We start from the raw sequence: 13137 nt of genomic DNA, 5'->3' as shown, positions 1-13137 counted from the left end.
TTGAAACCGATTCAAAATGAATTACAAAAACAAATGGATGCCAAATTTCAAGAACGTCTACAGTCGATTCAAGAAGAACTTTTAAAAGACCCCGTCATTCAAAAGTTTTTCAAAGAGAATGAAGGTGCGATTACACGCTCTGTTTTAGAACGTGGATTAGGCAAGTTGTATGAATTTAAAAATCAACAACAAGATTGTTCAAAGTGTCCTTCTGTACAGCAGTGTGTGAATACAATCAATGGCTTTACACCAAAATTATCGCTAACACGTGGTTTAATTGATTTAGAATATACACCTTGTCAGCAAAAACGTATTGAAGATGAACGCCGTCATACGGAGAAGATGATTGCGAGTATGCACATGCCAAAAGATGTGTTACGAGCGACATTATCAGATGTACGCGTCTATAGTGAAGATCGTGAAAATTTATTGCAGGCAGCGCAAAACTTTGTTGACCAAGTGAAGCAGACGGGAGAATTACCACGTAAAGGATTTTATTTATATGGTGATTTTGGTGTCGGGAAGTCCTTCTTAATTGGAGCGATTGCGAATGAATTAGCAGCTTTGCAAATTCAATCTGTCGTTGTCTATGTACCTGAATTTTTACGTGAATTAAAAAATGCAATTGGGACACCACAATTAGAAGAAAAGTTTGATTTTGTGAAAAAAGCACCTGTGTTAATGCTTGATGATTTAGGCGCTGAACAGTTATCAGAATGGACGCGAGATGAAATTTTAGGGTCTATTCTGCATTATCGTATGGCAGAACAATTGCCGACATTTATTACATCGAATCTTGATTATAGTGGTCTTGAAGTATTCTTTACTCAGACTGCACGTGGTGGACAGGACCCGATTAAAGCGAAGCGAATTATGGAACGAATCAAAGCAATTACAGAACCAATTCAAGTGGAAGGCTTAAATTTACGCGATTTAACATAGAAGTGCTTGAATTCTAAAAAATAGTTGCGAGTTCGATTCTGAAGTTTTATAATAGGTTACATTAATATGTAAATGCACAGATAAGGACAACAATGATTAGTGCGACTTTCAGAGAGGAATACAATGGTGCGAGTATTCTAGTGACGGCTAATGATTTACCACCTTGGAGCAGCGACAGTGAACGAATAGTAATTGTCGACGGTAGCGGCCCGTTAGCCGATCGAGAGCTTCGTCTTTGCAGTTTTTTCTGCATGGAAGGAAGAAGGGTGGAACCACGAGCGCAAGCATCGTCCCTTTAGGGAGGATGCTTTTTTGTATGCAAAAAATCTCCCGTTTGTGGCCCGTAGCTTTCGAAATAATAAAAAGGAGAGAATGGATATGTCAGAAATGATTCAATTAACATTCCCAGATGGGTCTGTAAAAGAGTACGAAAAAGGAATTACAACAGATGCAGTAGCAGCGGCAATTAGCCCAGGATTACGTAAAAAAGCAATCGTTGGTAAATTCAATGGGGAGTTAGTTGATACAAAAACACCTTTAAATGAAGATGGCACAATCGCAATTATTACACCTTCAGATGATGAAGCATTAGAAGTGTTACGTCACTCAACTGCCCATTTATTAGCACAAGCAGTAAAACGTCTATTCCCAGATGTAAAATTAGGTATTGGTCCTGTAATCGAAGGTGGTTTCTACTATGATATCGATTCAAAAGAACCAATCACTTCTGAAGATTTCCCGAAAATCGAAAAAGAGATGAAAAAAATCATCGCTGAAAACTTAGAAGTTGTACGCCATGATGTATCTCGTGCAGAAGCACAACGTCGTTTTGAAGAAATTGAGGACGAATACAAATTAGAATTACTTGAAGCAATTCCAGCAGATGAGCAAGTGTCAATCTACGAACAAGGCGAATTCTTCGACCTTTGCCGCGGTGTACACGTACCATCAACAAATAAAATTAAAGAATTCAAACTTCTATCAATTGCAGGTGCATATTGGAGAGGGAATTCAGATAACAAAATGCTACAACGTATTTACGGAACTGCATTCTTCACAAAAGAAGATTTAAAACATCATCTTCAAATGTTAGAAGAAGCAAAAGAACGTGACCACCGTAAAATTGGTAAGGAATTAGACATCTTTACTTCAAGCCAATTAGTAGGTCAAGGTTTACCATTATGGTTACCGAACGGTGCAACAGTACGTCGCACAATTGAACGTTATATTGTAGATAAAGAGTTAGCATTAGGCTACAAACACGTATATACACCTGTTTTAGGTTCAAAATCATTATATGAAACTTCAGGACACTGGGATCATTACCAAGAAGATATGTTCCCACCAATGGAAGTAGATCACGAAACATTCGTACTTCGTCCAATGAACTGTCCTCACCACATGATGGTGTACAAATCAGCAATGCGTTCATACCGTGACCTACCACTTCGTATCGCAGAACTTGGTACAATGCATCGTTATGAAATGTCAGGAGCAGTATCAGGATTACAACGTGTACGTGGTATGACTTTAAATGATGCGCATTTATTTGTTCGTCCAGATCAAATTAAAGATGAATTCAAAAAAGTAGTAGAGTTAATCCAAGCGGTTTATAAAGACTTCAACTTAGAAGACTATGAATTCCGTTTATCATATCGTGATCCAGCAGATACAGAGAAATACTTCGATGACGATGAAATGTGGGAAAAAGCACAAAGTATGTTAAAAGAAGCGATGGACGATCTAGGATTAGATTACTATGAAGCAGAAGGCGAAGCCGCATTCTACGGTCCAAAACTAGACGTTCAAGTAAAAACAGCGATTGGTAAACAAGAAACATTGTCAACAGTACAATTAGACTTCTTATTACCAGAACGCTTCGACTTAAACTATGTAGGTGAAGATGGTAAACAACACCGTCCAGTCGTTATTCACCGCGGTGTTGTATCAACAATGGAACGCTTTGTAGCCTTCTTAATTGAAGAATACAAAGGCGCATTCCCGACTTGGTTAGCACCTGTTCAAGTTCAAATTATTCCTGTATCAAACGATGCGCACTTTGACTATGCAAAACAAGTTGAAGAACGTTTAATCGCTGCAGGTGCACGTGTAGAAATGGATTACCGTGATGAAAAATTAGGTTACAAGATCCGTGAAGCACAAATGCAAAAAATTCCGTACATGCTTGTATTAGGGGATAAAGAAGTTGAATCAAATGCAGTAAATGTTCGTCGTTACGGCTCAAAAGATTCAGAAACAGTTTCTTTAGACGAGTTTGTGGATGCAATTACAAAAGAGATTACAGTAAAATAATAAGTATTCAAATGAGAAGTCGTATTGTCTAGCGGCTTCTCATTTTTTGTCTCGCGCAATCTTTTTTCTTCTATATAAAATATAAAAGGAGATGAAGAAGATGGGGTATATCGTTGATTTTTCAAAATGGCAAAATCGTGTGAACTATGAGGAGCTTTCGAAAGTATGTGATTTAGCCATTTTACGTGTACAGGATGGTTCGTATGTAAAAGATGTTTTATATGAACAACATGCGAAAGGTTGTAGTCAATTTGCTATTCCCTATGGTGTGTATGCATTTGCGCGTTTTACATCTGTTAGAGACGCTGAAAAAGAAGCGCAAGACTTTTACGAACGTGCAAATCGAGCGGGACAGCCTTTATTTTATGTGGTCGATGTTGAAGTGGAGTCGATGTCTGATATGCGCGCAGGGACGAATGCTTTTATTCGTACACTAAGGAATTTAGGTGCGAAAAAAGTAGGTATCTACATTGCGCATCATCTATACCATACTTTTTGTTTAGATCTAACGAAAGCAGACTTCATATGGATTCCACGCTATCATCTAGATGGCAAAACGATTTTAAAGCCGAAGTTCCCGTGTGACTTACATCAGTACACAGAACGAGGACGCATAAAGGGAATTGAAGGTTATGTCGATTTAAATCGTTTGAATGGAAAGAAAAAAATAGCATGGTTTATAGCAGAATAATGTTTGACTTACCTAAAAAAAGGTGATATTATAATTGAGGTAAACAAATACAGAGTTTGTGGTTGAAGTAGAGGCTGCCCGCTTCTCACCTGAGAATCGATCCTTTTATAAGGTATTGACAGGTTAATTGATGAATCGAACATGCATATTTCGCATGTCAACATATACGCGGGCGGACATTTCGACTAATGTCCGTCTTTTTTTATGGACATCGAAATATCTGTACCGAACAGGGCTCCTTGCCCAAACACAGTATTTTAATACTACTTGGAGGTGGATTGTTATTAGCAAAGACATGTATGTAAACGAAGGTATTCGTGCTCGCGAATTACGCGTAATCGATCACAATGGCGATCAATTAGGTGTTAAAACTCGAAACGATGCACTGCAACTTGCAGAACGTGCAAATTTGGATCTTGTCCTTGTGGCTCCGCAAGCCAAGCCACCAGTTGCTCGTATTATGGATTACGGTAAATTCAAATTCGAACAACAAAAGAAAGATCGTGAAGTTCGCAAAAATCAAAAGATTATTGCACTTAAAGAAGTACGACTTTCACCATCGATTGACGAGCATGACTTCCAAACAAAGTTACGCAACGGAATCAAATTCCTTGAAAAAGGAGATAAAGTAAAGGCATCTATTCGCTTTAAAGGTCGTGCTATTACGCACAAAGAGATTGGTCAACGCGTATTAGATCGCTTTGCGGAGGCTTGTAAAGAAGTAGCAACTGTTGAACAACGTGCGAAAATGGAAGGCCGCAGCATGTTCTTGATCTTAGCACCTAAGAACGAGAAACAATAATTATTAAAGTTATGAGTAATAGGAGGAAATCCAAATGCCAAAAATGAAAACACACCGTGGCGCTGCAAAACGCTTCAAAAGAACTGGTACTGGTAAATTAAAACGTGACCGTGCATACGGCTCTCACTTATTTGCTAACAAATCTACAAAAGCTAAACGTCACTTACGTAAACAATCATTAGTATCATCTGGTGATTACAAACGCATCAAATCTTTATTAGCTTACATGAAATAATAAGAAAACACACATATACTATTTATCAGAGTGATAAATACAGGAGGTAATGAACTATGCCACGCGTAAAAGGCGGTACAGTAACGCGCAAGCGTCGTAAAAAGGTTTTAAAATTAGCAAAAGGTTATTTCGGTTCAAAACACACACTTTATAAAGTAGCGAACCAAGCAGTAATGAAGTCTGGTCAATATGCATACCGTGACCGTCGTCAAAAGAAACGTGATTTCCGTAAATTATGGATCACTCGTATCAATGCAGCTGCTCGCATCAACGGTCTTTCTTACAGCCGTTTAATGCACGGTTTAAAACTTGCTGAAATCGAAGTAAACCGCAAAATGTTAGCTGACTTAGCTGTAAACGATGCAGCTGCATTCGCTCAATTAGCAGACGCTGCTAAAAAAGCAATCGCAAAATAATTCATACATTCAGGTATGATGAAAGAGTCGAGTCTTCGGACGCGGCTCTTTTTTATATGCAACAAAAAAAGAAGTGACGGAATTTATTCCTATCACTTCTTTTTGTACATATAAATATTTAATCCTCAAAAGGAAAGGATGCTGTATATTAAGAATCAAATAGTAAAGCAGCTAATTTTTCTTTTGATGTTAAAAAATCACTTAGATGGTATTCATCAAGTACAGCAATATATGCATGTAGTGCTTTATTTAACGCGCCTTTTAAATTACAAACGGGTGAAATAACGCAACCAACAGATTCAGGATTAAAGCAATCAACTAAATAAAAATCTTCTTCTGTTTGTCGGACGAGCTTCCCGATATTAATTTCTTCAGGTTGCATAGCGAGACGAATACCACCACCACGACCACGGATTGTCTCGATGTATCCCATTTTTCCTAATTCATGTGTCACCTTCATTAAATGATTTTTAGACACACCATAAGCATCGGAAATGTCTTTAATTGTCGATAATTCATCTGGCTTTTTTGCGCCAAGATAAAGCAAAACGCGCAGAGAATAATCTGTATATAGTGTCAACCTCAACAGAATTCACCTCCAACTCCTTTTATTATAGCATGTAAAGAAAACAATTTATAAATTTTAAAGATGTATTTTAAATATGTCTTTTTTGTTAAAGATGTATTTTGTATATTGCTTTAAATGGAAAATAGGATTATTCTAAAGGTGTAAAAAAAAGAGAGGATGATTCACATGTTATCTCAACACACAATGGACGTCGTAAAATCAACTGCACCTGTATTAGAAGTACACGGAGTAGAAATTACAAAAACTTTTTATAAAAATTTATTTGAAGCAAATCCAGCTTTATTAAACATTTTTAATCACACGAACCAAGAAAAAGGTCGTCAACAAACAGCTTTAGCAAATACAGTTTATGCAGCAGCTGTACACATTGAAAACTTACCAGCGATTATTCCAGTTGTAAAACAAATCGCACAAAAACACCGTAGTTTAGGTGTATTACCAGAGCATTATCCAATTGTAGGAGAATTTTTACTACGTGCAATTAAAGAAGTATTAGGTGATGCAGCAACAGATGAAATTATTCAAGCTTGGGGAGAAGCATATGGTGTAATCGCAGATGTCTTTATCCAAGAAGAAGAAGCGCTTTATCAAGAAGCTGAAAATAAACAAGGTGGGTTCCGTGGATTTAAAGACTTTAAAGTTGTGAAGCGTGTAGCTGAGAATGCACTTATTACATCATTCTATTTACAACCAGCAGATGGTTCAGCATTACCAGAATATTTACCTGGACAATATATTACGGTACAAGTAAAAAATCCAAACGAAGAATATATTCTAAATCGTCAATACAGCTTATCAAAATCATATGATGGTGAAAGTTACCGTATCTCTGTTAAACGCGATCAAAAAAATACACCAATTGGTAAAGCATCGAACTATCTACATGACCATGTACAAGTTGGCGATACGTTATCAATTAGTGTACCAGCTGGTTCCTTTGTTTATGAAGCAACAGAAAAACCCGTGACATTCATCGCAGGTGGTGTGGGAATTACACCATTAATTAGTATGTTTGAAAAAGCAGCAAGCGAAAATAAAGCCGCAGTGAAATTGATTCATAGTGCATCCCACTTAAATGAGCATGCATTTGAAAAAGAGTTATGCCATATTGCCATTCCTGAAAATGTGACATATGTACAACACGCTTCAGATGTAGCAGGAAAAATTACGAAAGAAATGTTAGCTGAGCAAGTTGATTTAACAGGTGAAGTATATTTATGTGGACCTGTAGGATTCATGCACGAAGTGATTGCTTCTCTAACTGAACTGGGCATGAGTCGTGACCAAATTCATTACGAATTCTTTGGACCAGCAATGAATATTTAATTCGATTTAACATGAAGTTGTATCGGGTTTGAAAAATTAAATAACACAAGCTAGAACATACGTGTAAAAATAATACCTCATATGACCATAAGAAAAACTGGAATTACGCTGTGGCGCGGTTCCAGTTTTGTGTTGTGAACGCTAAAAAAGCGAAGTGAATGTTTTATCCAAACTATTTTTAATACACGTAAGGACGGGGTTTTACTTTTTCTTCTATTATTCTCACTAATTCTTAATACTTATTTTTATTGAACTTTCTTTTGTTTTTTTAGGTATATAAATAGTGATTTTTAATATTATTTAACGTAATAATATTAAAATGAGGTTTTATGAATAAAAAAATAATAAAAAATAAAATGTTATTTGTTTGTAATAATAATTCTTTCTTCTTATACGATATAATAAAAGAAGAAAGAATAGAGAGAACGTGAAAGGAAGGGAAAGATGAAAAAAGTTTATGGTTTAGCTCTGTTACTTGTTGTATTTAGTCTCTTTGGATTCTCGCAAAATAGTGAAGCCAAGGCACATAAAAATACTGCAAAACCTGAGAGTGTTGTGAAATGGGAATACCCAGCCAATGCAAAACTTGTAAAACGATCTGCAAATGATCCTGTTATTGCAGATATTTCAAAATGGCAAGGTAATATTGATTGGTCAAAAGCATCAAAAGCGCTTGATTTAGTGATTATTCGTACACAAGATGGAGAATTAGAAGATTATATGCATCGTACATATGAATCGAATGCTAAAAAATATAATGTGCCATTTGGTGTTTATTCTTTTGTAAGAGCTGGTACACCAGCAGAAGCACGTGCAGAAGCGCGCTCATTCTATAATCGTGCGAGTAAAGATACAGAATTTTATGTTTTAGATGTAGAAGTACAGACGAATAAAAAAGGGTACTCTATGCGTACTATTATTAATGAATATATGAAGGAAATGCGTAAATTAACGAATAAAAAGATTGGTTTATATGTAGCGCACCACAAGTATTCATCATTCAAATTAGATGCAAGTAAATTTAATTTTGTCTGGATTCCACGTTATGGTTATTCAGGTCCTATTTATAAACATCAACTTTGGCAATATACTGATAGCGGACGCGTTCCAGGAATCAATGGAAATGTTGATTTAAATCGTTTAGCAGGTGGAACAAAGTTAGAATACTTTACAAATAAAGTAACAACAATTTCAAACTCAGAACTCGTTAAAAAATATTATGTAACGAATCCTAAATATGTTCTTTTAAAGAAACCTGTAAATGTTTATAAGAAAACAAGCTTTGATAAAAAAAATAAAAAGAAAAGCTACAAAGAAGGAACACGTTTAAAAGTTAAAAAGGTAGTGAAATCTTCAACAGGTATCCCACGCCTTCAACTAGCAGATGGTTCATATATTAGTGCTAGTAAAAGTTTAGTCTTAAAAACTTCTGCTACGTCGAATTTCTATATAACAAATGATAATGTAAAACAAGTCATGACAATTCGTAATTTATATTCATATCGTTCATCAACAAGTAATACATCACCTGAGTTTGTTCCAGCGAATACGATTTTTAACGTAAGTCGTGTAGTTTATAATGGTTCAGGCGAAAATCGTTTTGCAATTATTAATGGCAGATTTATCTCAGCAGATAAAAATGATGTAGTCGAAGTGCCAGCGACCATTCAAAACTACTTCTTAGAATATGATTCATCTTTAAAGTTACGTACACAAAAAGTAATTTATAAATACGATACATTACTTTTCGGTGATCAACAAAAAGATCCAGAGATGATTCCAGTCGGTACAGTACTCGATATTCAAGATGTGGTTTATAATAAGTTAGGCTACCCACGTTTTAAATTAACAGATGGTAAATATGTCTCAACTAAAAAGACATTATTTAAACAAATCCCGTGGTATGAACAATAATAATAGAGAAGAAGTTAGGTTTTAGGACCTAGCTTCTTTTTTTGATTCATACTAAAAAATGAAGAAAATCGTATATAAAATACGCATTTATTTCAAAAAGATAACTAGACAAAAGAAAAAGAATATGGATATTACAAGATGAAATAAAATGTAATATTATTTTAATATATGAAATTAAAATGACGCGTAAAAGTGTCATAAGTAAAGAGAGAAATTTGTTATGATTTGGATAGTCAATTCAGGCTATAAAATCCTCAAAAATTTGAAAAGGAGAGTGGAAAATGAAAAAACAATTGAAATGGTTTCTATCACTTTTGTTTGCATTATTTGTAGTAGTTGCATGGCAAAGTAATTCGGCTTCTGCAGTAGAACAAGATAGGACGTTAGCACCAGCAAATCCTGATCGTAAAATCGAATGGGAAGGCACACCATATGTCACAGATACAAACCCGGTGAACGCTAAAAGTCGTACACTAAGCACAAAATCATACACAGACCCCGTTATTGTCGATATCTCGCATCACCAAGGGAATATTGACTGGGCAAAGGCTTCAAAAGTTATTGATTTAGCGATTATTCGTACACAATATGGAAGTGTATTAGAAGACCGTTGGCATAAAAGTTATGAGGCAAGTGCTAAAAAATATAATGTGCCATTTGGCGTATATGCGTATCATTTAGCAACTGACACAGCAGATGCAAAAGTAGAAGCGCGTGATTTTTATAACCGTGCAAGTAAAGATGCAAATTTTTATGTGATTGACGTAGAAGAATTCACAAGTGAATCTGGTGAGAGCATGCGTGCAATCGTCAATTCATTCGTTGCGGAATTACGTAAATATACAGATAAAAAAATCGGCTTATACATAGCGAACCATCTATATGGTAAATTAAATCTTGATACATCAAAAGCAGATTTTGTCTGGATTCCACGTTATGGTTCAACTAAACCAGCATATCCACATGCATTATGGCAATTTACAGACCAAGGGAAAGTAGATGGGATTGGTACATATGTTGATTTAAACCGTTTAAACGGTGTAAGCCTAAGTTACTTCACGCAATCAATATCAAAACCTGTCTCAAATCCACGTTACTATACAAGTAACCCTAAAAAAATTGCAACAAAAACAGTAGCGTATGAATATAATTCACGTACTTTTAAAGAAAGTGCGAAAGTAAAACGTCACCCTAAAAATATACTATTAGATATTGTAGCTGTTGAAAAGAGTGCATCTGGAGCACCACGTTTAAAACTAAAAAACGGTAACTATATTACAGCAAACCGTACCTATGTTGTGAAAACACGTTCAGATATTGATGAATATATCACAAAAGTGCCGAAAAAAACGTTGTTACGTGTGACACAAGGTTTATACAAAAGTACGACATTTAGTACATCGACAAAATTAAAAAATTACAGCACAAATAGCGTATTCACGATTAAAGACATTGACTATACAGAAGGCGGAACACCACGATTAAAAACATCAACTGGTTACTATGTGAGTGCAAACAAAGCTTATACACGCTCTGTTGTAAATAATATTTCAGATTATTATTATGTAAATCCAAAAACGATTCAAACAAAAACAAATGTAGGTGTTTATACATCTGTGTCATTCGCTAATAAGACACGTACGATTGCAAAAGGTAAAAAACTTCAAGTGACAGCAGTTACATGGAGCGCTGCAGGAACACCACGTTTAAAAATTGGCACAGGACAATACATTAGTGCGAATAAAGCCTATGTTGTAAAAAAATAAAAATAAGTAAGAAGAGGGACGCAAACGAAGCGATTCCTTCTTCTTTTTTTGTTATACTAATCAAGCGAATAGAAATGAGGTATATATGGCTATTTGGATTATCGTATTATCAGTGATTGGTTTTATTGTGATGGGCATTGATAAAAGTAGAGCCATTCGTCACAAGTGGCGTATTAGAGAGCGTACACTATGGATTTTGACAATTGTTGGTGGTGGACTCGGCACATTTTTAGGTATGATGATTTGGCGACATAAAATAAGAAAGCTTCACTTTGTTATTGGATTTGCAATCTTCGCTCTAATGGATGGGTATTTTTTATTGTCAGCTATTTACAACTTCGGTACTATACATATGAAAGGATGATGAACGTGAATTTACAACAACTATTTACAATGCAAAAAGAATTAGACGCATTCATTGAAAAGACACAGGGGATTGATTTTGATGTCTTTCGTGAAAAAACATTAGCGCTATTAGTGGAATTAGGAGAACTTGCGAATGAAACACGCTGTTTCAAATTTTGGAGTACAAAAGGTCCTTCAGAAGATGCTGTTATTTTAGAAGAATTCGTAGACTCAGTTCATTTTCTATTGTCACTTGGCATTATGAAAGGTTTTAATGATTTAAAAGAATGGCCAACAGATGCACGTGATGCTTCTCTAACAGAATTATTCTTACAGGCACAACAAGCGATTATCGTGTTTGGAAATGAGCCTAAACGTGAAAATTATGAAGAGATTTGGAAGTGCTATGGTGCAATTGCACGCACATTACAATTCGATGCACAGCAAATTATCGATGCATATATTTCGAAAAACGAAAAAAATTACGAGCGACAACGTACAGGATATTAAAAACTGTTGTATAATGGAAGTATTCTTCAACAAGGGGGATTTCTCAAGATGAAATTAGATCAAACATTAACCATGCTAAAAGATTTAACAGATGCACGTGCGATTGCAGGTAATGAAAAGGAAGCGCGCGATGTCATGAAGCAGTACATTGAACCGTATGCAGACACAATCGAAACAGATGGTCTTGGTTCATTAATTGCTAAAAAAGTAGGCCAAGAAGATGGTCCGAAAATTATGGTAGCTGGGCACTTAGATGAAGTTGGCTTCATGGTAACACAAATTGATGACCGTGGCTTTATTAAATTCCAAACAGTTGGCGGTTGGTGGAGCCAAGTAATGTTGGCACAGCGCGTTCAAATCGTCACACGTTCAGGTGAGACAGTCACAGGTGTCATCGGTTCAAAACCACCGCACATCTTACCAGCTGAACAGCGCAATAAGCCGGTTGACATTAAACAGATGTTTATCGATGTTGGTGCAACTTCGAAAGAAGAAGTAATGGAGTGGGGTATTCGACCTGGTGATATGATTGCACCGTACTTCGATTTTACAGTGATGAAAAATGAAAAATTCTTACTAGCAAAAGCTTGGGATAACCGTATTGGTTGTGCGATTGCGATTGAAGTATTAAAAGGCTTAAAAGACGAACAACATCCAAACGTTGTTTACGGTTGTGGTGTGGTACAAGAAGAAGTGGGTTTACGTGGTTCAAAAACAGCTACGCATCAAATCAATCCAGCTATTGGTTTCGCAGTAGATGTCGGTATTGCAGGAGATACACCAGGAATCTCACCTTCAGAAGCAGCTTCTAAAATGGGTGAAGGTCCACAAATCATTGTCTATGATGCATCAATGGTCGGTCATAAGGGGTTACGTGACTTAGTCGTTGATACAGCAGAAGAAGCAGGAATTCCATATCAGTATGAAGCAATTCCAGGTGGCGGTACGGACGCAGGTTCTATTCATATTACAGCAAACGGTGTACCAGCAATCTCGATTGGTATTGCGACACGTTATATTCATTCACATGCAGGTATTTTACATCGCGATGACTTTGAAAATACAGTGAAATTAGTGATTGAAGTGATTAAAAAGCTAGATGCTGAAACAGTACAACGTATTACATTTGAATAAACATACAAGAGTTCGAAGCGAATATGATGCTTCGAACTCTTTTTTATCTTATCTTACTAGAAATGATAAACTAGTCAGATAAAACATAAAAATTCATTTGACAGAATAAATATACATACATATAATGAGAATTAACAATTAAACGTACAGGAGC

At 35.9% G+C, this 13137-nt stretch carries 13 protein-coding genes and 1 other annotated feature; of the genes, 12 read left to right on the top strand and 1 reads right to left on the bottom strand.

All coding sequences use genetic code 11. The annotated features are described in order from the left end of the window. From dnaI to rplT, 6 genes are all read left to right on the top strand, one after another. Entirely contained in the window at positions 1-942 is a 942-nt protein-coding gene (gene dnaI / locus MHB75_RS07770) for a primosomal protein DnaI (protein ID WP_141274806.1), read from the top strand. Between the two features lie 68 nt (positions 943-1010). Continuing rightward, positions 1011-1240: a binding site (T-box leader), on the top strand. An 80-nt stretch (positions 1241-1320) separates the two neighbouring features. After that, complete coding sequence (thrS, locus tag MHB75_RS07765; RefSeq protein ID WP_141274807.1) at positions 1321-3255, top strand: threonine--tRNA ligase; 1935 nt, start codon at positions 1321-1323, stop codon at positions 3253-3255. A 91-nt stretch (positions 3256-3346) separates the two neighbouring features. Then, positions 3347-3946 carry a glycoside hydrolase family 25 protein gene (locus tag MHB75_RS07760; RefSeq protein WP_340996909.1) on the top strand — a complete coding sequence of 200 codons (600 nt, stop codon included), beginning with the start codon at positions 3347-3349 and terminating at the stop codon, positions 3944-3946. A 295-nt stretch (positions 3947-4241) separates the two neighbouring features. Then, positions 4242-4748: a translation initiation factor IF-3 gene (infC, locus tag MHB75_RS07755; RefSeq protein ID WP_068451989.1), complete on the top strand. Its 507-nt coding sequence runs from the start codon at positions 4242-4244 to the stop codon at positions 4746-4748. Between the two features lie 34 nt (positions 4749-4782). After that, complete coding sequence (rpmI, locus tag MHB75_RS07750) at positions 4783-4983, top strand: 50S ribosomal protein L35 (RefSeq protein WP_068451992.1); 201 nt, start codon at positions 4783-4785, stop codon at positions 4981-4983. Positions 4984-5039: 56 nt separating this feature from the next. After that, a complete protein-coding gene (gene rplT / locus MHB75_RS07745; RefSeq protein ID WP_068451995.1) occupies positions 5040-5399 on the top strand; it encodes a 50S ribosomal protein L20 in 360 nt (119 codons plus the stop codon). A gap of 148 nt (positions 5400-5547) precedes the next feature. On the opposite strand, the gene MHB75_RS07740 is transcribed toward rplT, so the two are convergent. Then, on the bottom strand, positions 5548-5985 hold the full coding sequence (locus tag MHB75_RS07740) for an RrF2 family transcriptional regulator (RefSeq protein ID WP_068451998.1): 438 nt from the start codon (positions 5983-5985) through the stop codon (positions 5548-5550). Between the two features lie 168 nt (positions 5986-6153). Here MHB75_RS07740 and hmpA point away from each other — a divergent pair, with 168 nt between their 5' ends. The 6 genes from hmpA (at position 6154) to MHB75_RS07710 (ending at position 12983) form a co-directional block, all read left to right on the top strand. After that, positions 6154-7314 carry an NO-inducible flavohemoprotein gene (hmpA, locus tag MHB75_RS07735; protein ID WP_141274681.1) on the top strand — a complete coding sequence of 387 codons (1161 nt, stop codon included), beginning with the start codon at positions 6154-6156 and terminating at the stop codon, positions 7312-7314. Between the two features lie 444 nt (positions 7315-7758). Then, entirely contained in the window at positions 7759-9228 is a 1470-nt protein-coding gene (locus tag MHB75_RS07730; RefSeq protein WP_340996901.1) for a DUF5776 domain-containing protein, read from the top strand. A 281-nt stretch (positions 9229-9509) separates the two neighbouring features. Then, the gene (locus MHB75_RS07725) at positions 9510-10994 is read left to right on the top strand and encodes a DUF5776 domain-containing protein (protein ID WP_340996900.1); all 1485 of its coding nucleotides are present in this window, start codon (positions 9510-9512) and stop codon (positions 10992-10994) included. An 85-nt stretch (positions 10995-11079) separates the two neighbouring features. Then, entirely contained in the window at positions 11080-11358 is a 279-nt protein-coding gene (locus tag MHB75_RS07720) for a DUF1294 domain-containing protein (RefSeq protein ID WP_340996898.1), read from the top strand. A 5-nt stretch (positions 11359-11363) separates the two neighbouring features. Beyond that, a complete protein-coding gene (locus tag MHB75_RS07715) occupies positions 11364-11849 on the top strand; it encodes a dUTP diphosphatase (RefSeq protein ID WP_141274685.1) in 486 nt (161 codons plus the stop codon). Positions 11850-11897: 48 nt separating this feature from the next. Continuing rightward, entirely contained in the window at positions 11898-12983 is a 1086-nt protein-coding gene (locus MHB75_RS07710; RefSeq protein WP_325922307.1) for a M42 family metallopeptidase, read from the top strand. Positions 12984-13137 lie beyond the last annotated feature (154 nt).

Origin of the sequence: Kurthia sp. FSL E2-0154 (assembly GCF_038003625.1) — a bacterium.
In the GTDB taxonomy this organism is placed as follows: Bacteria; Bacillota; Bacilli; order Bacillales_A; family Planococcaceae; genus Kurthia; species Kurthia gibsonii.
This window is presented reverse-complemented; position numbering and strand designations above follow the sequence as displayed.